This is a genomic window from Vibrio sp. QJM3NY_26 (assembly GCF_057786005.1).
This window is the reverse complement of the sequence record NZ_CM173515.1, coordinates 1460078-1485014: the sequence shown is the minus strand read 5'-3', so window position 1 is coordinate 1485014 and position 24937 is coordinate 1460078. Positions and strand designations below refer to the sequence as shown.

The 24937-nt window shown below is 43.2% G+C and carries 27 protein-coding genes; 13 read left to right on the top strand and 14 right to left on the bottom strand.

The window, feature by feature from the left end; genetic code table 11:
* Positions 1-125 precede the first annotated feature (125 nt).
* From AC3CH4_RS06635 to AC3CH4_RS06625, 3 genes are all read right to left on the bottom strand, one after another.
* The gene (locus AC3CH4_RS06635) at positions 126-2174 is read right to left on the bottom strand and encodes an ATP-binding response regulator (protein WP_488543496.1); all 2049 of its coding nucleotides are present in this window, start codon (positions 2172-2174) and stop codon (positions 126-128) included.
* 255 nt (positions 2175-2429) lie between these two features.
* A complete protein-coding gene (locus tag AC3CH4_RS06630) occupies positions 2430-3245 on the bottom strand; it encodes a TauD/TfdA dioxygenase family protein (protein WP_114633367.1) in 816 nt (271 codons plus the stop codon).
* A gap of 297 nt (positions 3246-3542) precedes the next feature.
* Positions 3543-4445, bottom strand: coding sequence for a Vmh family MBL fold metallo-hydrolase (locus tag AC3CH4_RS06625; protein ID WP_488543495.1), 903 nt, complete (start codon positions 4443-4445; stop codon positions 3543-3545).
* A 176-nt stretch (positions 4446-4621) separates the two neighbouring features.
* Here AC3CH4_RS06625 and AC3CH4_RS06620 point away from each other — a divergent pair, with 176 nt between their 5' ends.
* Both AC3CH4_RS06620 and AC3CH4_RS06615 read left to right on the top strand, forming a co-directional pair.
* A complete protein-coding gene (locus tag AC3CH4_RS06620; RefSeq protein ID WP_054546486.1) occupies positions 4622-5515 on the top strand; it encodes a LysR family transcriptional regulator in 894 nt (297 codons plus the stop codon).
* Between the two features lie 128 nt (positions 5516-5643).
* Positions 5644-6045 (top strand): ACT domain-containing protein, encoded by a 402-nt coding sequence (locus AC3CH4_RS06615; RefSeq protein WP_054546487.1) that lies wholly within the window; start codon positions 5644-5646, stop codon positions 6043-6045.
* Between the two features lie 106 nt (positions 6046-6151).
* On the opposite strand, the gene AC3CH4_RS06610 is transcribed toward AC3CH4_RS06615, so the two are convergent.
* Positions 6152-8038, bottom strand: a complete 1887-nt coding sequence (locus AC3CH4_RS06610) for a methyl-accepting chemotaxis protein (protein ID WP_146454721.1) — start codon at positions 8036-8038, stop codon at positions 6152-6154.
* Between the two features lie 336 nt (positions 8039-8374).
* On the opposite strand from AC3CH4_RS06610, the gene AC3CH4_RS06605 reads away from it, so the two are divergent.
* Positions 8375-9076 carry a helix-turn-helix transcriptional regulator gene (locus tag AC3CH4_RS06605; RefSeq protein WP_488543494.1) on the top strand — a complete coding sequence of 234 codons (702 nt, stop codon included), beginning with the start codon at positions 8375-8377 and terminating at the stop codon, positions 9074-9076.
* Between the two features lie 115 nt (positions 9077-9191).
* Positions 9192-9551 (top strand): VOC family protein, encoded by a 360-nt coding sequence (locus tag AC3CH4_RS06600; protein ID WP_171312599.1) that lies wholly within the window; start codon positions 9192-9194, stop codon positions 9549-9551.
* A gap of 53 nt (positions 9552-9604) precedes the next feature.
* Here the strand turns inward: AC3CH4_RS06600 and AC3CH4_RS06595 are convergent, their stop codons facing one another.
* Positions 9605-10321 (bottom strand): DUF1826 domain-containing protein, encoded by a 717-nt coding sequence (locus AC3CH4_RS06595; protein WP_146454815.1) that lies wholly within the window; start codon positions 10319-10321, stop codon positions 9605-9607.
* 291 nt (positions 10322-10612) lie between these two features.
* Here AC3CH4_RS06595 and AC3CH4_RS06590 point away from each other — a divergent pair, with 291 nt between their 5' ends.
* The 6 genes from AC3CH4_RS06590 to AC3CH4_RS06565 all read left to right on the top strand — a co-directional run bounded on the left by AC3CH4_RS06590 (position 10613) and on the right by AC3CH4_RS06565 (position 15189).
* The gene (locus AC3CH4_RS06590) at positions 10613-11185 is read left to right on the top strand and encodes a YceI family protein (protein WP_488543493.1); all 573 of its coding nucleotides are present in this window, start codon (positions 10613-10615) and stop codon (positions 11183-11185) included.
* A gap of 405 nt (positions 11186-11590) precedes the next feature.
* A complete protein-coding gene (locus AC3CH4_RS06585; RefSeq protein WP_488543492.1) occupies positions 11591-12775 on the top strand; it encodes a YbfB/YjiJ family MFS transporter in 1185 nt (394 codons plus the stop codon).
* A gap of 55 nt (positions 12776-12830) precedes the next feature.
* The gene (locus tag AC3CH4_RS06580) at positions 12831-13487 is read left to right on the top strand and encodes a glutathione S-transferase family protein (RefSeq protein ID WP_488543491.1); all 657 of its coding nucleotides are present in this window, start codon (positions 12831-12833) and stop codon (positions 13485-13487) included.
* A 171-nt stretch (positions 13488-13658) separates the two neighbouring features.
* A complete protein-coding gene (locus tag AC3CH4_RS06575) occupies positions 13659-14354 on the top strand; it encodes a VC0807 family protein (RefSeq protein WP_017075154.1) in 696 nt (231 codons plus the stop codon).
* Positions 14355-14726: 372 nt separating this feature from the next.
* Positions 14727-15002 (top strand): HU family DNA-binding protein, encoded by a 276-nt coding sequence (locus AC3CH4_RS06570; RefSeq protein ID WP_004734824.1) that lies wholly within the window; start codon positions 14727-14729, stop codon positions 15000-15002.
* Between the two features lie 40 nt (positions 15003-15042).
* Positions 15043-15189 (top strand): hypothetical protein, encoded by a 147-nt coding sequence (locus tag AC3CH4_RS06565; protein ID WP_004734823.1) that lies wholly within the window; start codon positions 15043-15045, stop codon positions 15187-15189.
* A 174-nt stretch (positions 15190-15363) separates the two neighbouring features.
* Here AC3CH4_RS06565 and AC3CH4_RS06560 read toward each other — a convergent pair whose 3' ends face one another.
* From AC3CH4_RS06560 to pnuC, 3 genes are all read right to left on the bottom strand, one after another.
* Entirely contained in the window at positions 15364-16044 is a 681-nt protein-coding gene (locus tag AC3CH4_RS06560) for a Crp/Fnr family transcriptional regulator (protein ID WP_488543490.1), read from the bottom strand.
* Positions 16045-16169: 125 nt separating this feature from the next.
* Complete coding sequence (locus AC3CH4_RS06555) at positions 16170-16898, bottom strand: nucleoside phosphorylase (RefSeq protein ID WP_488543489.1); 729 nt, start codon at positions 16896-16898, stop codon at positions 16170-16172.
* A gap of 8 nt (positions 16899-16906) precedes the next feature.
* Positions 16907-17641, bottom strand: a complete 735-nt coding sequence (gene pnuC, locus AC3CH4_RS06550) for a nicotinamide riboside transporter PnuC (RefSeq protein WP_192890518.1) — start codon at positions 17639-17641, stop codon at positions 16907-16909.
* A 371-nt stretch (positions 17642-18012) separates the two neighbouring features.
* On the opposite strand from pnuC, the gene AC3CH4_RS06545 reads away from it, so the two are divergent.
* Complete coding sequence (locus AC3CH4_RS06545; protein ID WP_017075162.1) at positions 18013-18213, top strand: hypothetical protein; 201 nt, start codon at positions 18013-18015, stop codon at positions 18211-18213.
* Positions 18214-18256: 43 nt separating this feature from the next.
* Here AC3CH4_RS06545 and AC3CH4_RS06540 read toward each other — a convergent pair whose 3' ends face one another.
* Positions 18257-19348 (bottom strand): transporter substrate-binding domain-containing protein, encoded by a 1092-nt coding sequence (locus AC3CH4_RS06540; protein WP_488543488.1) that lies wholly within the window; start codon positions 19346-19348, stop codon positions 18257-18259.
* 212 nt (positions 19349-19560) lie between these two features.
* Positions 19561-19980: a PaaI family thioesterase gene (locus AC3CH4_RS06535; protein ID WP_488543487.1), complete on the bottom strand. Its 420-nt coding sequence runs from the start codon at positions 19978-19980 to the stop codon at positions 19561-19563.
* 35 nt (positions 19981-20015) lie between these two features.
* Here AC3CH4_RS06535 and AC3CH4_RS06530 point away from each other — a divergent pair, with 35 nt between their 5' ends.
* Positions 20016-20294 carry a DUF134 domain-containing protein gene (locus AC3CH4_RS06530; RefSeq protein ID WP_009846970.1) on the top strand — a complete coding sequence of 93 codons (279 nt, stop codon included), beginning with the start codon at positions 20016-20018 and terminating at the stop codon, positions 20292-20294.
* A gap of 41 nt (positions 20295-20335) precedes the next feature.
* Here AC3CH4_RS06530 and nqrM read toward each other — a convergent pair whose 3' ends face one another.
* Positions 20336-20533, bottom strand: coding sequence for a (Na+)-NQR maturation NqrM (gene nqrM, locus AC3CH4_RS06525; protein ID WP_171312602.1), 198 nt, complete (start codon positions 20531-20533; stop codon positions 20336-20338).
* The gene (locus AC3CH4_RS06520) at positions 20530-20991 is read right to left on the bottom strand and encodes a NifB/NifX family molybdenum-iron cluster-binding protein (RefSeq protein ID WP_065205415.1); all 462 of its coding nucleotides are present in this window, start codon (positions 20989-20991) and stop codon (positions 20530-20532) included. Before AC3CH4_RS06520 ends, nqrM begins: the two co-directional genes overlap by 4 nt.
* A gap of 338 nt (positions 20992-21329) precedes the next feature.
* Between AC3CH4_RS06520 and AC3CH4_RS06515 the strand changes: the two genes are divergently transcribed.
* Positions 21330-22238, top strand: a complete 909-nt coding sequence (locus AC3CH4_RS06515; RefSeq protein ID WP_488543486.1) for a LysR family transcriptional regulator — start codon at positions 21330-21332, stop codon at positions 22236-22238.
* Positions 22239-22315: 77 nt separating this feature from the next.
* On the opposite strand, the gene AC3CH4_RS06510 is transcribed toward AC3CH4_RS06515, so the two are convergent.
* Together AC3CH4_RS06510 and AC3CH4_RS06505 are read right to left on the bottom strand one after the other, a co-directional pair.
* A complete protein-coding gene (locus AC3CH4_RS06510; protein WP_488543485.1) occupies positions 22316-22846 on the bottom strand; it encodes a hypothetical protein in 531 nt (176 codons plus the stop codon).
* A 154-nt stretch (positions 22847-23000) separates the two neighbouring features.
* Complete coding sequence (locus AC3CH4_RS06505; protein WP_488543484.1) at positions 23001-24674, bottom strand: amidohydrolase; 1674 nt, start codon at positions 24672-24674, stop codon at positions 23001-23003.
* Between the last annotated feature and the right edge of the window lie 263 nt (positions 24675-24937).

Here is a 24937-nt window from a genome sequence, read left to right as displayed (position 1 = left end):
AAAACGGCAGGACTGAATGGACGCTATCATGTCGCTATACAAAAAGAGCCCAGCGAATAGCTGAGCTCTATCTTGTGTCTTTGTTCGCTGACAAAATGGTCGTGTGCTTCAACCTATGGCATTCACTAAATCCAGTGAGCAATCTTATCGAACAGGCGGTTTTTATCTGCCGGTTTGACGATAAAATCTGACATGCCTGATGATTCCATTTTTTCCAATGTCACAGGAGAACTGTCACCCGTGTGAGCAATAATTGGCACTGAAGAGTATGCTTTGTTAGCGCTTCGAATTCGACGAGAAGCTTCAACACCGTCCATGATTGGCATCTCGATATCCATCAGAATTAAATCAATATCATCGCTGTCCAACGCGTCTAAGGCTTGTTGCCCATCTTCTTTCTGCACGACATCAAAACCCTGCTTTTCCAATAACATTGCGGTAAATCGGCGCAGAGATTCGTTATCATCGACCACCATAATCGTGCGCTTATTGGTAGCCTCTAACGGTTTTACAGAAACTGATGGCATCACATAGTTGGAGTCGAAAAGTAAGCGTTCGATGGTCGCCTTGGTATTCAGTAACCAAACTTGTGTTTCCACCCAAATAGGTTCAAAAGCAACGTTTCGGACACGTTTAATTGGGTGACGTTCATACAAATAGATGATTCGAGCTTCAGTGAATGAAAGTAAAGATTCAATTCTATCGAGGCAACTTGCTCTTAAATCCAAGCTCTCCATGTCAACGAATATCAAATCGAATTCGAACTGGTATTCCTTCTTTTTAAGCGCTGATGCTACATCCAACACCGTGAGCTCAAACCCCATAAAACGGGCTACCTCAGTCATTTTATTGGTGAGAACTTTCTGGTCACTCACCATTAGCACACTCTTAAGTTTAGTCAGTTCATTCTTGATTTCTTTCACCGAATGGGAAGACAAAGATGGAAAAGTCATCGTGAACTGTGTCCATTGATCCACTTCAGACTGACATTTAATTTCACCACCAAACGAGCGCATTACCTTCTGACAAAATGGCAAACCTAAGCCGTAATTACCCGATTGGCCAGTAGTATAAAAGTCCTGGAAAATGCGTCGAATCACATCATTTGAGATGCCTGACCCGTTATCGGTAACCATTATTTGATTGGCCACTTCATCACTACACATGGTGACATGAATATGAAAATCTTCAGGGCTGCGATGGTGGAATGCGTTCTTGAACAAGTTATACATCACGTACTTCAACAGAGTGTCGCTACCCAAGAAATCAAAGTTACTCTGTACGTCTAAAGAGATTGCTGATTTATCGGCTGAACGCTTGTAGTTAAAGCTGTCTATCGCACCCTCAATCACCGCTTGAGCTGAATGCTTCTTGAAGGTAGATCGAGATACTCGGTTTTCATCAATTGAAGTCAGTAACAGGTCAATCGTCTCGTTACCTGAGTGAATGATCTCCATCGCTTCATCGCCCACTTCACGTAACTGTATGACTTCTTCGTTGCTTAAAGAATATTGCCCTTTGTGATCACCACTTTTAGGGTTCGGCAATATGGACTGCATAACATCAATAGAGGTCAACAAACCGCTCAGGGGGTTTCGCATCTCGTGCGCGATACCGGCTCCAAAAGATTTCGCCAACGACACCTTATTCTCGTGTTCCATCTGATTGCGGAAGTAGAACAAGTTACCAAATAAGTAGATAAACAAAAAGATTGGCACATGCGTCCAATCCATTGTGAGTTCTAAGTAGAAGCCTTGTGCAATCCAAGCGCACAAGGTCGCCATCCCAATACCGGCAAAGGTTTGTGCAAACATCACTCTCGTCACGTGCACTAATAAAATATGGAGGAAAATGGCAGACATGAATGACATAACCCAAACATTGGACCAATTATTCATTAGTAACATGTAGAAGAAGAAAAACGGCAAGCAGAGGGTTACGGCGACTTGATAATAAACCGGAAGGTATTTTCGCCATTCAAATGGGACACTATTGCGATAGATAATGCCGAAAAACAACACTGAGCAAAACAAGCGCAGCATTAAGTTTTCATAAGGTTGAGGGAACAAGAACTCCCACACTATGTAGTAAATTGGGAAGCCGACAAAGCCCATCCAACCCACGAGAGTAAGGTTTGGTTCTGCGTACTGATAAACTTTACGAATAGCGTTCATACGAAATTCTTTATTCTCTAAGCCCTAACGTTTACTAATTCTATGGTTTAATTTTTATTCTTATATTTTGGCGTCGATTATATTACAAATCACCTCCGATCAGTGAGGTTTCAATCAAATATGTATCAACGCTTTTGTTTTAATTATTGACTTAGATGAATGAAGTCTCAGTTTTATACTTTAATTCAGACACTAAACCTGAGTTCCTAAGGTTTGTCCGCTAGCGCTTACACCAATTACCCCTCTTACTTACCATTATGTCACTGTAACGCGATGCATCTTTCTTGGGGTATCGCCGTAATCAATCACCGCGTAATGCTGCGTTACCCTGTTATCCCAAATAGCCATTGCTCCCTTGTCCCATTTGAAACGAACTTGAAATTCAGGGCAGCGTGCAATTTCGAACAGTTGGTTAAGTAAAACATCACTCTCTTGTCGGTCGAGTTCATTGATATAACGAGTAAATTGTTCATTTATATAGAGCGTCTCTTTACCCGTTTCAGGATGAATTTGAACAACCGGGTGAATCACTGGTGGATTTTCATGTGCGGTTTTAATTAACGACTTATGCCAATCAAGCTCAATCTGATCCGACTCTATGCCTTCAAAAGCCACCAGCGAATGAGTCGCCGATAAGCCCCTCAGTTTTGCTTTCATACTTTCATCTAATGAATCAAATACAGCGGTCATAGAGCACCAGATAGTGTCTCCACCGACGCTTGGAATATGTTGAGCATGCAACAAAGAAGCTTTAGATGGCAGGCTACGCCACGTTAAATCGGTATGCCAATAGCTTTCCACCGGGGCATTGCCACGCGTTGTTTCAATCACACTGACCTGAGGTGCACTTTCCACGCAAGGAAAGAAAGGATGCGCAGGTTCTAACCTTCCAAAACGTTCTGCAATCATCAAGTGTTGTTCTGGTGAGAGTACTTGATCACCTAGGAAGATGACTTGATGGGTAATCAGCGCCTGATAAACCTCATCGAGTTCATTCGCACTGCATCTGGCAAGATCGACTCCATGGATACGAGCACCGATGTGAGGGGTAATGGGGTCTATTTTCAACATAAATTCGCTTATTGATGATGTGACATTTCAGAGTCAATTTAGATACTGACTAGTAAACCGGACAAATACGCCATTTCTTTCAATCCTACTCAACATAAAATGGCTTTACTTGGAAAACAAAAAAAGAGCCCCTAAGCTGGGGCTCTTTTCGTTTTTTGATACTTCCTGTATCCATAGACAAGTCCAATCTGTAGTACTTTCACCGAAAGCCAGATCATCGATATCTCCAGTTGTGTATCAACTTAAATCTAGCACACAATCTTCAAGCTTTTCTGAGACACAACCGAGAGAATGAACTTAGTGCCACTCCATCTCACCACTTAGCACTTTGGCACCCAGTTCTAGGTCGCCTTCTGTTGCCTTAAATTGTGGGTATGCTTTCTTCATGTAATCACTGATATCAACAGACGTTGGATTGCTTATACTTACCAGTGCCTTTTCAATATCTGCCACGTAATCCATCGTAAATTGAACGCCGTTAGCACCTGTTGGCATTTCACCTAAATAGTGACCCGGAATTACAACCTCTGGCTCAAGTGCTTTCATGCGATCCAATGATTGTGACCACTGGCTACGAATCTCTTTCGATGCAGTATCTGCCATCCATACATGTACACCGCTATACACCGACACGCCACCAAACACCGTTTTCTCAGACGGCACCCACAGGTACGCTTGATGCGTGTTAATTTCTCTCACCTCGATGGTTTCACCTTCGAGGTTCAACGTGGTGTCATTAAGAACGGTTGGGACAATTACTTTAGATGGTGCGTTATCTTCTAAGATTGGCCCCCAGTACTCTAGCTTTGCATCTTTTGTACGCTTGATGTGAGTAACGATCGCTTCACTGGCAACGACCTCAACGTTTGGAAATGCCGCAACAATCGGTTCTAAGCCAAAGTAGAAATCTGGGTCGCCGCTGCTGATGTAAACCATCGACAACTCTTTGCCAGTCGCTTTGATTTGATCCACCAGCTTTTGCCCATCTGCGACGCTAAATTGCGCATCAAACAAAATCACTTCTTTCTCTCCCGAAACCAGCACAGAGCTTGCGGGGAATATCGCGTTTTCACCCGGATTGTAATGAGTGATGTTTAGTTCAGCAGCAGAGACAACACTCGATGCTGCCAACATTGCTCCTAGGCTCATCGTTCCTAAAAGCGCGGTTCTCGATAGAAGGGTTTTAGATAACTTTTTCATAGCTTGATTCCGTTATTTCGAGCTGAACGCATGTCAACTCATTGAGTGTGCAAACATCTTATTTAATTGGATTTAGATGAAATAGACATCAAATTAACTTTCACTGTTGCGATTTTCGGACATATACTAATTTTCCGGTAACTATTAGATTCGAAAATCGTTGGGTAATTAGAACAATGGATAAACTCGAGGCAATGAACGTCTTTGTCACCATCGTTGAACGTGGCAGTTTGAGTGCAGCAGCAGAGCACCTTGAGCTATCTCGAACCAAAGTCACTCGCTATTTGGGGGAACTCGAAAGCTGGATGGACACACGCTTGCTTCATAGAACCACTCGAAGCTTGAGCTTAACCAGTGCAGGGAAAGAAACACTAGAAGTCGCAAGAGAACTACTTGCCCTTGAAGCGTCGTTAGCGGGTATTCGAAACCAAAGCCGCGAACACTTAAAAGGTCAACTGCGTATTACCGCAAGCTACTCTATTGTCGATAGCTTCTTGATGGACGTGATCGGTCGCTTCATCGATAAATGGCCAGAGGTCTCAATTGATATCGTTTCTACTGATCAAACAGTCAATCTTGTTGAATCACGCATCGATTTGGCAATTCGCATTACCAACGAACTAACACCGAATATTGTCGCGAAGCAGCTAGGTGAATGTCGCTCGGTGATTTGCGCATCTCCTCAATATCTAAAAGAGAAAGGTACGCCATCAAACGCACAAGATTTAGCGCACCACAACTGTTTGTCATTCAGTTACTTTGGTAAAACCGCGTGGACGTTTAAAGGCCCGAATGGACTGGAATCAGTGCCAATCAAAGGGAATTTCAGCGCCAACACCTCCGAGGTATTGTTGTCTGCCACACTCAAAGGCAACGGTATCTGCTTACTGCCCTTTCCTTCAGTCGAAGGCTTAATTGAAAACGGGCTATTGGTTCCTCTACTCTCTGAATGGAAACCTAAAACGTTGGGTGTACACGCGGTTTATGGGACGCGTAAACAAATCACACCGCTGTTAAGAGCCTTTATCGATCACCTGTCTAACGAGATGGAACAGTCGACAAGCTGGTAGATAAACTCTCTCATTAACGATACTGATGTGGAATAAGTATTATTAATTTTACTTATGCAAAGCTAAATTCTATCTTGGCTGCATTATCCAACACCATAAACAAACGCGATTACGCAGGGAAAAAGACGATGACCGCCATTACCGATTTAAACATTCTGCTAAAGTCCATGTCACCAGAGCTCATTGAAGGTGATTACGTTTTTTGTACTGTAGACGGGGGATTGGCAGATTATGTTCAACTCGACCCAGTAGCGACCTTTCGTGAAAAAGAAGGCTTAACACTGGTTCTGAAAGAAGAAGTTGCGACCAAAGCTCAACTAGACTTCGACGGTGTATTTGGCCTGATCACTTTATCGGTACATTCGAGCCTCGAAGCGGTTGGATTAACGGCTGCTTTTGCGACTAAACTTGGCTCATACGGCATTAGTGCCAATGTGATTGCAGGCTATTATCACGATCATATCTTCGTTCAAAAAGACAAAGCTGAAGCCGCAATGAGTGCGCTTAGAGAATTTTCAGAAGCGGATTAGTAAAGAATTCTATTGTTCACAGACACAAAAAAAGCGACGTAATGTACGTCGCTTTGGCTTATTGCTTACCGCGCACTCACTGATCAGGCATCAGTGAGTGAACCAGTTAAGCAAGCTTAAAAGTCGCCACTTTGTCACTTAAGCCAGCGGCTTGACTCTTAAGTTCGTTCGACTCAGTTAAGCTGTCCTGTGCGCCCACAACTAGGTGGTCAGTGACATCTTTAATGGTCGTAATGTTCTGGGTAATTTCACCTGTCACGTGTGTTTGCTCTTCAGCAGCCGTCGCGATTTGAGTCGCCATGTCGCTGATCAAAGCAACTGCAGTATTGATCTCTTCAAGCGCATGCGAAGCTCGATCGGCATCTTCTACTGAATGTATCGCCAGTTTAGAACTGCTCTCCATAAGCTCAACCGCTTGCGCCGTTGTGCGCTGCAAGATATCAATGGTTGATTTGATCTCTTCCGTTGAAGAGTGGGTACGCTGCGAAAGCACACGTACTTCATCTGCTACCACAGCAAAACCACGACCTTGTTCACCAGCACGAGCCGCTTCAATCGCCGCATTCAAAGCAAGCAAATTGGTTTGCTCAGCAATACCTTGAATCGTTGCGAGTACTGTCGAGATCTCTTGAGCGTGCTTGTTAAGTTCGCTAATCACATTGCCCGCTTCGTTCACTTCATTGGCCAAGTTATTAATCGAACCTTTAGTGTCGACTACCAGAGCGTGACCACTGTTAGTGCTTGTCGCTGAGTCTTGTGCCGCTTTTGCTGTTTGCTCGGCATGCGAGGCAATCTCTTGAGTTGCACAGGCCATTTCCGTTACAGCCGTTGCCACCATTGTGATTTCTTGCTGTTGATGATTAAGCTCGTCCACAGAACGGTTCGCACGTTGGGTACTTTGCTCTGACTGGCTATTTAGCTGTTCTGACTGCCCACGGATATGGCCAATCAACTGCTGTAAGCTTCCAACAAAGGTATTGAAGTTATAAGCCAACTCGCCCACTTCATCTTGGTTTTCTACATGAATGCGTTGAGTCAAATCACCGCTACCATTCGCGATTTGCGCCAATGCTTGAGATACGTGGTTCAACGGACGGAATAGAATCGTACACAAAAGGTTAAACAGTATGGTACATACAATAACGACCAGCAGTGTCGCCAAAACTTGACCAATCACTGCATCAAATAACGGTGCAACCAGAGAGTCATGATTAACAACACTCACTGTAATCAGGCTCGTTCCGTCAATAGCACGTGCGTACAGAACATAGTCGCTGCCATTCAGTTCGATAGAAGTGTCTTTACCGCTAGTCAGAGCCTTTTGTACATCGGAGAAATTTAACCCAAGTGAACTGATATTCTTGTTCAGTAACTTAGTGTCAGGGTGCGTGTAAACCGTGCCTTTGTTGGTCGCGATGAACATGTAACCTTCACCTGGAAGAATCACCTGCTCTAGACTGTTTAAGATGTCTGTAATTTCTACATCAGCCCCCAACACAACCTGTTGCCCATGCAGTTGCATTGCTGTTCCTAATGAAACAACGTTCGCCCCAGTTGCTGCAGCAACCGTTGGGTTATCCATGAACACCTTACTTGGGTTCGCTACCGCATTGGTGTACCAACCCCATAAACGGGGATCATCATTACCCGGCGGCAATACTACTCCGTTCGCGTTCTTTTGCGAACCATCAGGAAATGCCAAGAAGACATTATCAAAAGAGGCCGAGTCACGAACCTGTTTTAGATGAGTCACCAAGCTGTCTTGCTTGGACTCTTTCGAAAGAGAAGTAAGCGCACGCTCTTTGGATAAGATCCAATCCGATACATATTGATTGTACGAAGCCGATGCGCCCTCTAAGCGCTGTTCAACTTCAATATCCAACCTTTGCAGTGAAGCACGAAAAGAAAGGGCCTCAACCAAAATCCCCCCCAGGATGATGGCCATACTAGCTGATATCGCTAGCTTATTTTTAAGCGAGAGTTTCTTGAACATAGGAAACCTATAATTTGGAAGTAAAAAACCGTGGCGAACAAATTGGTTGCCAAAGCGGTTTGCAAGCGGGATATATTTTACGCTTTAAAATAAATTAAGAAACCAGCTAACCGGTTGAATTATTCATATGTGTGAGTAAGAGCACGCATCGTAATCCATTGATTTAAAGAATGGCAAACTCTAAATTTTGAATTAGAGACGAGAATAAGTTCAACGGGTAGGCGTCATACTTTAGGACTGGTAAATGCACAGATCACGCCATTTCTTACAACCTAAATAGCGTTACGAGTTTTGATCCATTAATCTAATCGTTCATTCTGTCGTCTGAGTTTTTCTATGTCCCGAAGCCAACGCCTCTTCGACCTGCTCCAATTATTGCGCTGTCACAAATACCCAATTTCCGCTGACTACTTGGCTAGTGAGCTCAATGTGAGTACTCGCACCATTTATCGCGATATCGTGACGCTGCAAGCACAAGGTGCTGAAATTGATGGTGAAGCAGGAGTTGGCTATCAGTTGAAACCGACCTTCACTCTCCCTCCGATGATGTTTTCAACGGAAGAATTGGAAGCATTAAGGCTTGGCGCTGAATGGGTAGCCAAGCAAGCCCATGGGGAATTCAGTGAATCGGCTAGAAATGCCATTGCCAAAATTTCTGCGGTGTTACCTGCTGACCATCAGATCAAACGCAGTGAAGACATTGTGCGTGTTGCTTCAATCATTGACGTTGCAGAGTTAACCATCGAACTGTCAGATATCAAGCTAGCAATTAAGCAGCAGAGTAAAGCTGAGATTCATTACACAGACGCAAAAGCTAATGTGAGTTCAAGAATCGTTTGGCCAATGTTGATTGGCTTATTCGAACAGCACTACGTTTTGGTCGCTTGGTGTGAAACGCGAAGTGCATATCGTAATTTCAGGCTCGATAGAATGGCTGAATGGAAAATCCTAGAAGAAAAGTATCAGCGCCCACGTCATGACTTGCTCAAAGATTGGCAGGACATAGAAGGCATTACAGATAAAGTGATTCACTACTGACAAAAACTGTCACAGGGGTTCGATACATTGCCGTGGTCCCAAATCGGGCTCAAGACAAAAGCTGAGTTAACTGAAACCAACACGGCAAATCCAATTGAACATTTCAGGAGCTATTATGTTTACCATCGATTCATTTGTTCTTTATGTCACTGACATTCACCGCAGCATGGGCTTTTATGCAAAAGCATTTGATTGCGAACCAAAGCTTCTATCACCGACCTTTGCTGTTCTAGACTTTGCAAACAACGTTAAAATAACACTCAAGCAGGCTGACGTTCTAACACCAGCAAGTAACATCAAGGGTGGCGGTACTGAGCTTTCTATGCCTCTTGCTGACAAAGAGACACTGGAAAACCTCTATAAAGCATGGAAAGAAAAAGGTATCCAGTTTGAGCAAGCGCCAGAAGAGTCCGTTTACGGCATTAACTTCCTCGCAGTTGACCCAGACAACCACCGCATCCGCGTATTCGCTTAAATGAATAAGAGCAAGCCGTATTTAAGCCGCTTGCTCATCTCATAAAAAGCTTACTAACCGAAATCTAGAGTCAGCAATAGTCGTGTCTCATTTGATGACGTAACTGGTGAACGGTGAACAAGGCCTCTATTTTCATTGCCACTCCAACGCTCCCCTTTTAATAACGCAACATCACCACTGGCCATTTTCTGTATGTCAGACTCATCACTGTACAGGCCAGAAACAGAATCAGGTTGTCCGTTACTTCCACGGCCAAGCTTAGAACGGTCGACCGATTCGTTTGGCAGCCATTGAGTCGCAACGCCGTGATAGGTTGTCACTAAGCGGCAAGGAACTTGGTCAAAATGAAAACGAGGACACATCGCTTTATTCAGAACCGCCAAACGGAGCCCTACTTCTTCAAGCTCGAACAAACAACAGAACATATCCACCAGCTCTGTCATGTTTTCTAATAACGCTTTAGAAGCGGTTCCGTCGGTAGCAAATTCCAATTTATCGTAAGCGTTGTCTGGTGACAGGCTAATAGACTTACTGAAGCTAGGATTCGAGGCGATGAATTCACTAATTGCCATAGTTAAACCTTCATCAAACTGTCGCTGCCATACCGCTATATTAATATCGCTTTGGTAGATATCCGCTAATACCGTTGGCTGCTCAGAAGCGCTAAGTCCTGGATTATGATTCGCCTGATCCTTGATACTCACAACGGAACTAATGTTAAGTGGCTGATTACTATTCGTTATCAAAGGCTTGGTTAACACGGCATTCATTACGTCATCTCCTTGATGCATGCTTATCGTTTCTCTTTTAATACTGCAAACGTCGTTCACAGCAGTAGCGATTTTTAGTTATGTTATAACATAACTAAATTTGCACAAGTAACTTTGCCGATCATGGTTCCAATAATATGGCGATGCTCTACCTTCGTCAGGTAATTTGATGAATGCTGAACTAAGCTTCTATCTATCTTTTTCTAATTTATCTTTAGTTCAAATAAAGACTCCAAACGTGCACGACTCGAGAACGTTAAACTTGTGAATTCATCAATGTGGTGACAACTTATGAAAAAACTAATCTCTACACTCGGCCTCCTATGCATCGTTATCTCAGCTCAATCTTTAGCGGAAACGGGCTACACGTTAGACCCCAATTTATCGAATATTACGTTCGCAACTATCAAGAAGCAGTTTGTTGTTGAGCCCGCATCCATCAAGCCTTTATCTGGTGGTCTTACCGAAGAGGGTCAATTTGCCATATTGTTGGACGTGAAAAGTGTGAGTACTGGCGTCGCTATTCGCGATCAGAGGCTCAATGAGCTCTACTTTGAATCGATGACTTTCCCTGAAGCAAAAATCTCTGGAAAAGTTGAACCGTCAATGTTGTCTGGTGACCCAAAAAGAACAACCATTGCAGCGGAGGTTACCTTGCACGGCGTAACAAAAACGATTGATTTTCCCGTTTTAATCGTTCCTTCAGAAGAGTTAGTGATGGTCTGTTCAGCCTCGACAATCATCGTCAATAGCGCTGATTTTGGAATATCGACAGACAACTTGAACAAGCTATCAGCTACCGTTGGTGGGTTAGCGATTTCCGACAAAATCCCTTTAAGCTTCAATCTGCTCTTCGATAAATAATGGGTTCACACCTACCCAGTTAGATCTTTCTTAATTCACATTCATCTATCGTTTAAGGTGGGTGAATGTGAGTTAGAGCCGGCAAGTCAGTACACAGATCTAGATAAACAAATCACTCATGTTCAATTAAGGCGGTCGGTCATCCAACTTTAGTCTAACAATTAATCACTCAAATCTGCGGTGATTAAAACAATCGCTTATTGCCTTATCCTCGGCAGAACAACACATCCACCTAAGTGTTTAAACACACTCGCTATTTACCTATCTCAAACCGGTTTTAGATGAGCAAATTATATGACTAACCGCCTAGTGATATTGATGGCGAATGATGTCAGTATGCAAAACTAAACAAAGATCTTGTCCTAGTGCTAGAACATCTAGCTGAACCTATAAAGAGCCCTTTTAATGCTGAATAAACACATCGTTAATCGAGACAGCTTGGCTGGAATGGGGGCGACTCTAATAGGCAACGGGATCGGTAGGTTTGCCTATATAGCATTAATGCCGGCTCTCATTCAAAGTGGTTGGTTTAGCGAAAGTGATGCATCTTACCTTGGTGTCGCGACCCTTCTTGGATACATATTGGGTGCACCTGCTGCCAACATACTGCTGCGTTACTTTAGTGCTGGGCAGTTAATTCGATTCGCTATGTTGATAAGCAGTTTTAGTTACTTAGGCTGTGCGCTACAAGAAGCGCCCTTAACATGGTTCTATGTTTGGCGAACTTTGGCTGGAATTGCGGGTGCCTTATTAATGGTTGTCGCCCCACCAGTGATTGTCCGAAAGTTTAATCCCGATGTGAAGGCGCGTGTCAGCGGTATCATATTTTCAGGCATTGGACTTGGTGCGATGTTATCAGGCACATTAATCCCAGTACTGATCTATTTTAGTGTGGTGTCGGCTTGGGTTGGCATGGGAGTCATCGCATTAGTCACAACGATACTGACTTGGAATGCATGGCAAACCCAACCTAACACGTCTAAAGCGCCTTATATAAAATCCTCCTTCTCTCAGCTCTCAAAGCCAAAACTAATCAGCGTTGCGCTTATTCTGGCAGCGTATACCTTCGACGCTATTGGCTACTTACCCCATACCTTGTTTTGGGTAGATTACATCGTGCGAGAACTGGGTATGTCGTTCAGCAGCGGTGGTTTGTTCTGGGCAACCTTTGGTATTGGCGCCGCTATTGGACCATTGATTACCGGTGTCTTGGGAGACAAGTTAGGGCTTAAAAAATCCCTCTGCATTGCATTTAGCCTCAAGGCTTTAGGCGTCGCATTACCGCTTGTTAGTACACATCCTATCGCGCTGTTAATTTCTTCATTACTGGTTGGTATTTTCACGCCGGGAACGGTAACACTTGTGTCGACTTACACGTTAGAGATTGTAGGCTATGAACTGCATACCAAAGCGTGGGCAGGAATGACACTCTCTTTTGCTGTATCACAAGGTGTGGTTGGGCTTTTGATGGCGTACTACTTAAATCATATGGCTTTATACGACGTGTTGTTCACCGTTAGTACTGCTGCTTTGATGCTGTCTGCGGTGTGTACCTTAATGACTGTCACTCACTCTAAGCCTGAACATTGACCTAGACCTAAGCTAACTTCCTCAGTTCATCTGACGAATACAATAAAGGATTGTCATGCAACTCTACTTAAATGAAACCTCCCCGTTTTCACGCGTGGTCGCAGCAACTGCGCTTCTATCACGCTGCTCTCCTTTGTCTTTTGTTTGGGTTGATCCATGGAGCTCCCCGGGCAACCTAAAAAGCGTCAATCCGTTTTGTTTAATTCCAGCACTCAAACTTGAAGACGAAACAGCACTGACGGAAAGCTTGTGCATTTGCCAATACCTAATTGAAACGTACCAACCTCAAACGCTACGTCAGGTAACGTTAAGTCGTGCCAATGAAATGCAAACGTTAGGAACAGCAAAGACGTTAATGGAGATCGCGTTTAGAACCGCGGCATTGATTCGCTATGCAGACAGTGACAATGCGCTTATCCATAGAGGGCAAGAAGGTATCGTTGCCGCCCTAGAGCAACTTGACCAAGAGATAAAAGAACAAGGACTAGAATCCCTTTTGAGCGACAACTTGGCCACCTTGTATCTCCATGTCGCTTTAGATTACGTCCAGTTTCGACATACTGAATTGTTTGATGAAGTGGACAGCCGCAACATCATCGATTTTTTACGCCTTTCTCCGTTCGCAGACGTACTGACACTTATAAGCATTGAGAGTTTGGCAAGCAAGCCTGATCATGAAACGTTGCTTGATTCGTTTAGTCGAGATACCTAAGAGCATCCAAAACTAGAATGCGTAAAGTCTTGAATTCAACGTGAGACAGGCTCCGAGATGTCGTTGATGTCACATGTCGTTACACAGCATGACGTGTTAAGGCTTTACATCTTGGGCGAGGTAAACAACAATCCCTGAGAATAAATCCATAACATAATGTATTTAGAAATTATGAGTAACACAGAAAACAAAAAATCGAACCCTCTTTTCGAAATCGTTTTTAACGTATTTCTTCCGTCATTCATCTTAATGAAGTTCAGTGGAGAGGAGCACCTAGGAACCGGTCTAGCACTGCTTGTCGCCCTTGCTTTCCCTATCGCTTACGGTGGTATGGAGCTAATCCGCAACAAGAAGTTTAACTTCATCGCTGCACTTGGCTTCGTCAGCGTACTATTAACGGGTGGCATTGGTTTCTTCGAACTAGATACTCGTTGGTTAGCACTAAAAGAAGCATTAATACCTGGCCTAATTGGTTTAGCGGTCCTTGGCTCGACCTTCACTCGCTACCCGTTTATCCAAAAAGTTATCTTTACGCCAGCTCTGTTAAACATCTCTCTTATTGAAGAGCGTTTAAGACAGTTCGGTAACCAAGCAAAGTTTGATCGTTGTCTAATGACATCGAACTACATGTTCGCAAGTACCTTCGCTTTCTCTTCTGCGATGAACTATTTCCTAGCGACTTGGATTGTGACAAGCCCTGCCGGCACTGCAGCCTTTAATGAAGAGTTGGGTAAGCTCACGCTATACAGCTACCCAGCCATAGCTATCCCTAGCATGCTGATGATGTTAGGTATTTTCTATTACATTTGGCGCCAAGTTCGCGCTATGACGTCACTAGAAACCGAGAAAATCTTTATTACTAAGTAGATCTTACCGAGCTAACTTAGTGTCTCGTCTTAAAATAGAAACACACACAAAAAGCTCAGCACATTCGCTGGGCTTTTTTGTTTCTGTTCTCTCATTTATCCGACAAGTGATATGCTGAATTATGATCAGCTTTCTCAAAAAATGAGAGATTACTTTCACCTTTCTCATACTAGCTTGATAGCTAGCATTTAAATTACCAATAGCTAAAGAACTGCATTCGGTTATACTGAAAGATGATTTAACGCTCAATCTTGTTGATTACTTTACAAAACCCTGCCTAGGTGTTAACACTATTTCAGCCCTTATTGCTAAGATAGAACAAGCTTGGCCTTAAAGTTAAGCGCCAGTCGTACTCAATAAGGAATATAGAATATGAACAAATCTCAGTTGGTTGAACACATCGCAACTTCAGCAGACATCTCAAAAGATCAAGCAGGTTCAGCGTTAAACGCACTTGTTGAAGGTATCTCTAATACATTGGCTAAGGGTGATGATGTTGCCATCCTTGGTTTCGGTAGTTTCAAAGTTAATTCTCGTGCTGCTCGCACTGGTCGTAACCCACGAACCGGAGAAGAGATTCAAATCTCAGCATCAAAAACGCCTGCGTTTAAAGCAGGTAAAGCACTAAAAGAGTCATGTAACGCTTAGAGTAAATACGATCTCAAAGCAGAATCCAAGGAAGATTACTATGTCTATAACCAAAGAAAAAGTTAAAGCTAGCCGCAGTAAAAAAGCAGGCAAGTCAACCAAAGCACAAGCCGAAACGCCCAAAACTCGTCAACGCATTGAAGAGCTTATGGAAGAGCGTGAATTGGCAAAACTGTTAGAGTTATAGTTTGTTATTCTTCTAATGCCACTGCAGCCTTGTAGTGGCATTTTTGATTTAAGAAACAGCGCTTCACTAATACAAGTGCTTATACCGATTAACCCTTTCAAGCGACCTCTTTCTGCAATTCAGTCACTCCATTAATACGTTGATGCAATTTGGTATCGATAGTCATTCTTTTTATTACTCATACGAATCAATAAAGGCTCGGAGCGCTTGCTGGTCGACAATTTCCAACCCTTGGTCTCCTTTTCTAATGAAACCTTTGTCTAATAGGTCTTTAACCGCTCTTCGATATACTCTGCTCGATGTGCCAAAACGTTCCGCTTCTTGATTCACTTTATCGAAACCGCCTAACACAGTATTTGTCTGGCTTTGAACCAATAAGTCGTAGGCAATGTTGTAGGTAATTGAGTGTAAAAGACGGTTAGTGTAAATGCCCATAGAGTCTTGATAATCTTCCGCTAATGCAGAGGCAAAGAAGAACATCATCTCCGGATTTTCATGCAGTGCTTCTGCTAGTTTCTGAATGCAAATGACATCAACTTGCATGTGTTCGTCAGCCACTACGTTCCACTGACAAGGTGTCTGAGTGAAAAACTCCATCTCACCGAAGATATGGTAATCGCAATTCACCTCACCCAATTGAAAGCGTCGCCCATTAGCCGCAGAAATACTCATAGAGACTCTCCCTGCGGGCACTACATAAAGATACTGAAGCTGCTCACCTTGACGCAGAATTTCATCGTTTTGATTGAAGTAACGAGAGTTAACTTGGTGGTGATAGATGAGTTCTCTAAATTCAGAGCTTTTTTGTTCTAAGTAGTTTTTAAAGCGTCCGCTTGAGTATGGTGCAATCTTCATACTTACTCTCTCATTGCATTACTGCTGTTTATATTCAAACGATTGTAACCACTTAAACCAGAGGAGAGAACCCAATAAAAAAGCGACGGTCTCCCATCGCTTTCGTCTTGCATTTATTGAGGCTCTTATTGAGTAATTAATGCTTCCAGTGCCGCTAATGATGCGAGCCGCTCTCCTTGCATCATTGCCTCTGCCTCATCGACATATTGCCCAACGCCCTCCTTTACATCTTGTTCGTACAAGACAACATTGTTCAAGATAGAAGCTACGTTAAGCCCTCTCAAGCGCCCCACGGTAAACAGCGCGGATGTTTCCATGTCTGCACCTAAAATGCCCTTACCATTCCAGTACTGACAAAGCGCCTGCTCATCATCCGTATAAAAACTGTCGTGTGAGCGTATCGTTCCTAAATAATAAGGTGTTGCTTGCAGCTGCAAGAACTTGTCTAGCTCTTTAAGCAGAGAGAAGCTTGCATAAGCGGGATACGACGACTTAACGTAAGCGGTAGAACCACCCTCATCGCGAACCGCACCCTCTGCAATAATTAGCTCACCAAGCCCGATCTGTGACTGCATCGCACCTGCAGACCCTACCCTGACGATATGAGTCACACCACAAAACTTAAGCTCTTCTACGGCAATGATCATTGAAGGTGCGCCAATGCCGGTGCTGCAAACTGATATCGCCTTCCCTTGATAGGTGCCAGTGAAGACTCGATACTCGCGATTCTCAGAAACCATCTCTGCATTTTCTAGCAAGCTCGCGATTCGATTCGCTCTATCAGGCTCACCACAAACAATGACTAACGGAGCAATTTGCGTTTCATCAACGCCAATATGAGGTTGCTTTGCCATCTTCACTCCTAAGAAGCCGTTGCTTGAGTTAACGATTTATCACTGTTTCGTTTAGCTGTGCGTGCCCACTCGCGAGTACCGTTTGCCGCAATGAACATTAAGATTGCATATTGAACAGACATTGCGTACACGCCCTGCGTCGCATAAATACCAACACTGATAATGTTAATCACAATCCAAAGTATCCAGTTTTCAACATACTTACGTGTCATAAGAACTTGAGCAACAATAGATAGAATGGTCATCGTTGCATCCCAGAATGGGAACGCATCCGGTTCAAGTACAGGTTCCGCTAAATCCGCACCAAATAGATTCAGGCTATCAACCGCGATGTTCGCCAACGCAAAGAAGAATGGGTCGATATACATTGTGAGCAGTGCAATCGAAACCGCACACGCTGCAGCTGTTGCCACCAGCTTATTTTGACTCAACCAGCGAACTTCTAACGTTTCACCTTGCTCATTAGGGCGTGTCCATGCGTACCAGCCGTAAATATTGGCGCAGAAGAAAAAGAGTTGAAGAAGTAACAATCCGTATAACTGAATTTGGAAAAAGATAACCGCAAATAAGGTGACATTCAGTAATCCGAACAGGTAGTTAATGGTTTTTTCTTGGCTTGCAAACCAAATACACAACAGGCCAAATACAGTGCCAAAAGCTTCAATCCAGCTCATGGCATAGCCATCCCCTATTGGGATGTTGACTAAGGTATTATTGATATCAAGTAGGGCGAATAGGTCCATAAAAGTGTCCTTTATTATTTGTTTTTTAGTAGCACTTATCTTATTGCGCCTTCAGAAACAAATAGGAGGACATTTGTCCCCCCTAGATTGCATGCGATCATAAATCAGAATAATAATTGGCGAAATTGAAATTCATCGTAATAAGTTCAACTGTTCCTCACACATTCAATCCTTTGCGTATATCTCCATTAATGAAAAGAACCACTTCCAAAAACGAAACTTTAGCTTACTGGTTTTAGGCGGATATCGCGTTGACGGGCGCGTTTGAGAAGCGCATTCTTTAATTTCGAACAGAACAAGTTTTAACCTCACGAGAGTGTGATTAACCTATCCCTTGTTCTGGTAACGCATCTAATTGAATGGCAGGTCACATGAATAAGATTGTTATGTTAGTAATGGGGCTGTTTTTCACCAGTCGATTGTTTGCCAGTATTGTTCCGCATGCTAGTCAACTGGAGCACGATGCGCCTATCCTAATTCGCTCAGCATTGATTGTTGGTGTTGCGGCTTATGCCGTCTGGACAGCAGTTAAATATTTCAAAAAGAACAAAGCCTCTAGTTCCGAAATGTAGCAGTCAGAACCCAGAAAGCTTTGTAGTATTCCGCTGTTGTTGATTATTGATCCGCAAAATAATCAACCAAGATTTTACGCCACTTTCGCGACTCACGAATCTTCAATAACGCACGGTTTATCTCTTCTTCGTACGCGTTGTTTTCCGTAATGATAAAGCCATAATTTTGCTTTTCTAATTGGTAAGGCAACACTTCCAGATCTTCAAATTGCCCGCTTATTCTGCCATTACCGATCATATATTTGAGAACCACATCATCAGCGACAATCGCTTCCACTTCGCCTTCTTCTAAAGCCGCCAACAGTCTTGGCATATCGATATAACTCTTGTGTCGAATACCAAAACTGGTGAGCATTAAAGAAGACGTCGTTGCGACTTTTGCCCCAACTTCCACGTTCGCAAGATCATTGATGCCTTTAATCTGCGAAGACCCTTGACTAAGCGTGAGCTTGCTGGCTAATACGGCAGTAATACTGGCGATGAACAACATACTCAACACGCCAATGAACACCGTGGCAATTCGCCCAGTTAAGCTCTTAAACTCAAAGTAATTGAATGGACCTCGAGTGATGAACAGCAATCCGAGTATGAAGCTTTCTAACCAACGACCCGTTCTGCTTTTCATCGAGTAGAGTTTTTCATTTTCTCCGTGTTCCAATAGGTAAAAAAACGCACCTATTAAGCCGGAGATACAGATGATGACACCAATGATTCTCCATAAGGCGGGGTTTAAGAATATGGAATGTAGGGAGTGAAGATAACCTTGCTTCTTAACGGCGATCGCGAGATGAGTTTCGTAAAAGGAGTGGGAAAAGTCAGCGAACAACTCACGTTCTGGAGTGATTGAAATGCAGGAAACACCGATGTCGATTTGCTCTGTTTCAATGGAATTGAGTAAGTCATCCAAGCGATGAGTCTCTATCGTAAACTCAACCTCCATTTCCTTCGCTATCTGCTCCCAAAGCTCGATACTCAGGCCATTCCATTCACCTTCCATAGAACTAATTACAAAAGGCGGACAAGGGTATACACCGACTTTAAGGGGAGAAGAGGAAGCAAAACCACTGAAGAATAGAAAAAGAGAAACGATTGAAGTGACACTGTATCGGAGTGTCAATTTGAACAATTTGTGCATCAGCAGCCCTCCGGAAGAAGACAGCAATGAATTGAATACGAAGGCTCGACTAATGAACACACATCAGCGCGTTCAGAAGTGAAGAAAGTTTATGATAAATTCAATACTGCCCTAGCTTTAATAGTTATTACCTTAACTATAGAAAACCTCTATTTATTGTGCAAAAGAATGGGCGTAACAAACTAACGGCATAGGAAACCTCGGATCGATAACTAGTGAGATGACATGAACTGGCTTTGTGCCGATGAACACAACTTTCCGCACTGCGTAATTTGGCTTTCTAATAAATAGATATTTCGTCTGCTTTTGACCCATCGTGCGCGAACTTCCAGTTCTTGACCAATCGAAATTGGATGATGGAAACGAGACGTTAAGCTGACCGTCATGGCAGTGATGTTATTTTGGAACAAGCAATGCAGCATCGCGCTGTCATGTAACGCGGTGACAATGCCCCCCTGCATGATGCCATCGTAGCCCTCAGCTTTATCTGTTGGTACAATCTTGGCCCTGGTTTTATATTTAGCTAAAGTCTCGTGCTCGCTAACGGCTTCAAAGCAAATCGGGCTGTCTGAAAAGAAGCCTTGGCTGCATACTTGGCAGCGCCGATGATTGTGTGGAATGAAAACCTTCATACTTACCTTTTACCCTTAGATTCCTAGAGATTGATATGGCTCGACCAAAAAAACATCGCCAGTTATGTACCCGTGCGGCTTACTCTTGTTTTAAGCCTAATGGCGTTCCTATGGACGAGCTTCATAAAGAAGAATTGCTATTAGAAGAGCTGGAAGCCTTACGCTTGGCTGATCAAGAAGGGCTGAGCCAACTTGAAGCCGCTGAACAAATGCAGGTGTCTCGCCAAACGTTCGGCAACATCATCAAGCGTGCACGAGCCAAAGTCGCCAAGTGCATCGTCAACGGCCACGCGTTAGTGATTCAAGGCTCATAGTTCGAAGCTTTAACGTTACTTGTCGAGAGACTCCTATAGCCTTAACTTGATGGTTCAGAGATCTGATATAGCTTTCGACTCTGCCCTTCACATACATCTTTGCAATTACATTCACGCTCAATATCTATCTGTGCCAACCCTCCACAACTGCCTTTAATTGGTTGGCGTGAGAAAATCACACCGATCGCCATCAACGTAACGATTCCAATGAAGCCTAATAGTGTTAGTAGGAATGTCATTTACGACACCCTCGTATAACGCCTAGTTGATTCGGTTGTGACGTAAAAAGCGCGCTATCTTTCTGGTGTTCTTTGTTGCCACACCCTTTCTTACTTTGCCCTTTTTTACTGTGACAAACGTTGCGAGGCTCTCGACCATAATCTAAATCGGTCACTTCTTGCAGATTATCAAAATCCAAAGCACCGATTTCCACCTTCCTTGTTGTTGCCAACACTCTAATATCGTTATTGAACAAGTGCGCCAGCATCCTCTTTCCTATGTGACGGACAACGACAGCCTGCACGTCGTAAGAACGGAGGACTGAAATCCATTGCTTCTTTTTATTGCAAGACGAGTCGGACTCAACCAAAGGAACCATCTGCTTTATTTGTCGTTGGTCATCCACAATCGCTATCTGTGGTGAACGAGCAAAATGGTTGCCGACATGAAGATTAAGACAAGGTACTGCGTATAACATGGTAACTTCCTGTTATTGATGATCAGAAGTTCAGCATACGCCTCATTATTGGCATATGCCAATAACTATCATGTGAAAAATTAGATTTACAGATTAGAGTGGTAGCAGGAAGCCAAAACTAAAAGCCAATCTCCCCTTCACCAAAATGATGTTTCCCAATACGTAGGCACTTCACAATCACGTGAATTTTTTGATCATAGGAACGATAAATTTGGTCGCTAAGTAGGCTTGGAAATGTCGGTCTTACGTGATCAACTCAAGATAAGTACGTATAGTGGCGTAACTACTGGAATCAAAATTAGACCCTAATTTTGTACGTGTTGGAATAATGTAAGCCTATGAACTCACTACACTTGAAAGCACTGTTGTTGGCCGCTGAAACAGGTTCAATATCTGCTGCTGCCCGTAAGTTAGGAAAAAAACAACCCCAAGTTAGCCAATGGATCTCTGATCTAGAAATTGACCTTGGCGTTAACTTTTTTGACCGAACTGGCAATAAAATGTCATTAAGCAAAGATGGAGAACGTTTGCTGCCTTATCTCACACATACCATGAGCCAACTTACCAAGTTAGTTCAAAGTGCTGAGATAATTTCGCAAGGTGAATCTACCGTGCTTAGAATTGGGATTGAAAACTATATTCCCGATCTCGCCTTCACTCAGCCTTTAGCGCTAACGTTAGAGCTGTCCCATTTATGTATCGAAGTGTATCGCGAAGAACAGCACCAACTCATGCGAGATCTAAGCGAAGGCAACGTAGACATCATCATTACTCATGAATCCGATACTCTTCATCACCAGCATTTTGAGTACTGCAGGTTAGGTCATTACAAAGAAGTATTAGCGTGCAGCCCTGATCACCCCCTCACTAAATTACCCATTGTGACAAGTAATGACTTAAGCCAATACCGAGAGTTAATTTGGGGAGAGACGACGAACAACAATGAACGATATAGAGATAATAACAGTGATGGATTTAGCCCTAGCTATGGTGTTTTCTCTGATATTCAACTACTCATCGCTATGTTAAAACACAACAAAGGCTTTGCGTTTTTGCCCGCAGAGTTTGTAAACACACACATTGAAAGTGGCCAATTGGTCGCCCTACACTGCGATTTTGAACCTGCCGGTATCGACCGAAGAATTGAGTTGTGTTGGCGCAATGGATTAACCCTGTCTCCATATGGCAGCCAAATTGTAGAAGCGTTCAAAACCCATCATCAACTCTCAGACAAACCTATATCTTGAGTTCATTTTTGGGCTTGATTCTAGTTTTCGGGCTTAGCTTTAATTAACAGGCTCAGCTCCAATTAACAAGCTCAGCTTTAATTAGCAGACTTAGAGTTATTTTTAACCTCAAGATCACCTTGGGGTTGGGTTTCAGGTTCAGGTTCAGGTTCAGATTCAGATTTAGGTTTAGGCTTAGGCTTAGGCTTAGGCTTAGGCTTAGATATGTTTTCTGAATCGACTTGAGATCCATCTTCTGACTTGAGCTCTTGAGCAGAAAGAGAAGTTGCTGCAATTACTGATTTAGAAGTAAAAGTAGAAGAGGAAACTGAAGCGGCGATGAGAGCATCCCACCAGTCGTATACGTACAAAGATGCGTAAATTGGGAAGATTGCCCAAAGTAAAGGGTCGTCCCACACAGTCGACGTAATTCCAACAGCCGCGATGGCCAAAATGATGAGTTCAGAAATACCAATAAACAGTAGTAGTTTTGTTAAATGGGCAAGCGTGCGCTGAAGCCGGCTAGTCAGTTGTGTTTTCTGATAGGTCGCCTCAAAAATGCCAATAATACCCGCCGCCATCAACAAACCAATTACCGTGAGTATGGCTGCTTGGTTACTCTGATCCATCTGGCGCATGCTATCAAAAGTACAGCGAAACAATATTGGTACAATCAATATAATTAAAACCAACTGCCTTACTGCCACCTCAATATAAAAACGCTTTATTTGCACATGGATCTCCATTAAAAATGGTGCAGAGCAAGCCCTACACCTAGTTTTGTTATTCTTCTGCGTCGAAAACGATATCACCTTGTAATATGGTCATTAGGATTTCTGCGTTTGCTATATCGTCAACTGACAAGCGGGTGATATCTCGCTCTAAGATAGCAAAATCAGCTGATTTACCCACATCAATAGAACCTGTAACGTTTTCTATTCCAAGGCTTGTCGCTGCATTAATGGTGTACGCATCGATTGCTGCCTCAATATTCGGCAGCCTCGTACTCCCCATTCTTATACTGTTAGCGATACCAACAAGCGGATTTAACTCATGAACGTTCCAGTCACTGCTCAATGTCAAGTTCGCACCTGTATCAAAGATAGCTTTGAGATTCATCAATGCGTGAGTTCTCTTCGCCCCTAGAAAGAGTTTAGCCCATGAATGGTCGTGCTCAACCACATACTCAGAGCCGACTTGAAAATCTGCTGTGACATCCAGTTGAGCAAAACGAGTGACATCCTCTGGGTCGACAAGCTCAACATGAGTCAGTGTATAAGGTTTTACCGAACCATTTTGGCGAGCATGTTCAATTGCATTAAGTGACTCACGAACTGCCCCATCACCAATTGCATGTATGTGTGCGCTGTAACCAACTTTGTCCAATGCATCCAACCACGTTTTCATTTGGTTAGGTGGGATATAATTAATGCCGAACGGCTCATCTGGAATGTAAGTGTTTAGATAGGGTGCTAGCGTTTTCGCTGTACCGTTGATCGTAATTCCATCGCTGTACATTTTCACCTGATCAACCAATAGCAAGTTCGAAGCATCACTTGATTGAATTGTCTTTAGAAAAGCCAACTGTGGTTCCATTGAATCAGTTGGATAAATCCATGGGCGAAGCGAGACTCGAGCGGTTAAATTGCCGTCTTTTTCTGCTTGCTTCCACACTTCATACCAGCCACGTTTCCAATACATTCGACCATCACCAATCGTTGTAATGCCATTGGCCGCTGATTCTTCAAGGCCAGCCATTAATCCGTCATAGCTTTGATTAAACTGACTTTCTAGGCTGTTCCAAGCCATCTCCATCACAAGATCGCCAGCATTATCAAATAAAATACCGTTAAGCTCACCGCTCTCTGGATCTTTAAGAATCTTGCCACCTTGAGGTTCAGGTGTATCTTTGGTGATGCCCGCAAGTTTAAGCGCTGCAGAATTGACCCACATAGAGTGCGAGGTCTGTTCCATGATCACAACAGGACGAACAGGGAAAATTCGGTCTATTACTTCAAGCGGTGTCTGGCGATTGTCTTCATTAAGAATGGCATCTAATGAAAAACCATAGCCCATTAACCAACCTTTAGATTTATCATTTCTACTGCAAGCCTCTAAATAGGGAATTTGGCCTTCAAGCGAAGCATCCATACTCAATTCGCAGTTGCCACCCGCTTCAGAAGCTGCCTCAAACACATGGTTATGGTTATCAATAAAACCGGGCATTACATAAGCCTGTTCTAGATCGATAATTTCGGTATTTTTAGCTCGATATTTACGAGCATCATTTTCTTTACCAACAAACATAATATTTCCATCACTAATGACGATCGTATCGGCATTGTCGTGACCATAAATCGTCGCGTTGGTTAACATCATTTCGGCTCTTTCGCTAGCCAGCGTAGTTGAACTCATAATTAGGCTCGCGATTAGTGTCAAAGGGGAAAGTCGTTTCATTATTCATTCCTTTCATGCCCCACAATCTTTAAGAACATGTGGGGAGTTTTGTTGCGTTGAGTAAAGACTACGGCAACACGAAAATAAAAGAAAAATAGTGAGTATAAGAATACTGGGATAGCTATGAACGCTTTGCACCTGTCATCCCCAACTAATCTCCTTTCTCTTCTCTTCTCCTCTCTTCTAATAGCAAATAATGAATTGTGGTCACCAATGTTGTTTTTAATGTGTTTCTTATTCTCTTTCGAAGTGAACAAATGCAC

Excerpts from the sequence above, each read along its gene's own strand:
- AC3CH4_RS06635 (WP_488543496.1), bottom strand. The coding sequence starts at position 2,174 with ATGAACGCTATTCGTAAAGTTTATCAGTACGCAGAACCAAACCTTACT.
- AC3CH4_RS06630 (WP_114633367.1), bottom strand. The coding sequence starts at position 3,245 with ATGTTGAAAATAGACCCCATTACCCCTCACATCGGTGCTCGTATCCAT.
- AC3CH4_RS06625 (WP_488543495.1), bottom strand. The coding sequence starts at position 4,445 with ATGAAAAAGTTATCTAAAACCCTTCTATCGAGAACCGCGCTTTTAGGA.
- AC3CH4_RS06620 (WP_054546486.1), top strand. The coding sequence starts at position 4,622 with ATGGATAAACTCGAGGCAATGAACGTCTTTGTCACCATCGTTGAACGT.
- AC3CH4_RS06615 (WP_054546487.1), top strand. The coding sequence starts at position 5,644 with ATGACCGCCATTACCGATTTAAACATTCTGCTAAAGTCCATGTCACCA.
- AC3CH4_RS06610 (WP_146454721.1), bottom strand. The coding sequence starts at position 8,038 with ATGTTCAAGAAACTCTCGCTTAAAAATAAGCTAGCGATATCAGCTAGT.
- AC3CH4_RS06605 (WP_488543494.1), top strand. The coding sequence starts at position 8,375 with ATGTCCCGAAGCCAACGCCTCTTCGACCTGCTCCAATTATTGCGCTGT.
- AC3CH4_RS06600 (WP_171312599.1), top strand. The coding sequence starts at position 9,192 with ATGTTTACCATCGATTCATTTGTTCTTTATGTCACTGACATTCACCGC.
- AC3CH4_RS06595 (WP_146454815.1), bottom strand. The coding sequence starts at position 10,321 with ATGAATGCCGTGTTAACCAAGCCTTTGATAACGAATAGTAATCAGCCA.
- AC3CH4_RS06590 (WP_488543493.1), top strand. The coding sequence starts at position 10,613 with ATGAAAAAACTAATCTCTACACTCGGCCTCCTATGCATCGTTATCTCA.
- AC3CH4_RS06585 (WP_488543492.1), top strand. The coding sequence starts at position 11,591 with ATGCTGAATAAACACATCGTTAATCGAGACAGCTTGGCTGGAATGGGG.
- AC3CH4_RS06580 (WP_488543491.1), top strand. The coding sequence starts at position 12,831 with ATGCAACTCTACTTAAATGAAACCTCCCCGTTTTCACGCGTGGTCGCA.
- AC3CH4_RS06575 (WP_017075154.1), top strand. The coding sequence starts at position 13,659 with ATGAGTAACACAGAAAACAAAAAATCGAACCCTCTTTTCGAAATCGTT.
- AC3CH4_RS06570 (WP_004734824.1), top strand. The coding sequence starts at position 14,727 with ATGAACAAATCTCAGTTGGTTGAACACATCGCAACTTCAGCAGACATC.
- AC3CH4_RS06565 (WP_004734823.1), top strand. The coding sequence starts at position 15,043 with ATGTCTATAACCAAAGAAAAAGTTAAAGCTAGCCGCAGTAAAAAAGCA.
- AC3CH4_RS06560 (WP_488543490.1), bottom strand. The coding sequence starts at position 16,044 with ATGAAGATTGCACCATACTCAAGCGGACGCTTTAAAAACTACTTAGAA.
- AC3CH4_RS06555 (WP_488543489.1), bottom strand. The coding sequence starts at position 16,898 with ATGGCAAAGCAACCTCATATTGGCGTTGATGAAACGCAAATTGCTCCG.
- pnuC (WP_192890518.1), bottom strand. The coding sequence starts at position 17,641 with ATGGACCTATTCGCCCTACTTGATATCAATAATACCTTAGTCAACATC.
- AC3CH4_RS06545 (WP_017075162.1), top strand. The coding sequence starts at position 18,013 with ATGAATAAGATTGTTATGTTAGTAATGGGGCTGTTTTTCACCAGTCGA.
- AC3CH4_RS06540 (WP_488543488.1), bottom strand. The coding sequence starts at position 19,348 with ATGCACAAATTGTTCAAATTGACACTCCGATACAGTGTCACTTCAATC.
- AC3CH4_RS06535 (WP_488543487.1), bottom strand. The coding sequence starts at position 19,980 with ATGAAGGTTTTCATTCCACACAATCATCGGCGCTGCCAAGTATGCAGC.
- AC3CH4_RS06530 (WP_009846970.1), top strand. The coding sequence starts at position 20,016 with ATGGCTCGACCAAAAAAACATCGCCAGTTATGTACCCGTGCGGCTTAC.
- nqrM (WP_171312602.1), bottom strand. The coding sequence starts at position 20,533 with ATGACATTCCTACTAACACTATTAGGCTTCATTGGAATCGTTACGTTG.
- AC3CH4_RS06520 (WP_065205415.1), bottom strand. The coding sequence starts at position 20,991 with ATGTTATACGCAGTACCTTGTCTTAATCTTCATGTCGGCAACCATTTT.
- AC3CH4_RS06515 (WP_488543486.1), top strand. The coding sequence starts at position 21,330 with ATGAACTCACTACACTTGAAAGCACTGTTGTTGGCCGCTGAAACAGGT.
- AC3CH4_RS06510 (WP_488543485.1), bottom strand. The coding sequence starts at position 22,846 with ATGGATCAGAGTAACCAAGCAGCCATACTCACGGTAATTGGTTTGTTG.
- AC3CH4_RS06505 (WP_488543484.1), bottom strand. The coding sequence starts at position 24,674 with ATGAAACGACTTTCCCCTTTGACACTAATCGCGAGCCTAATTATGAGT.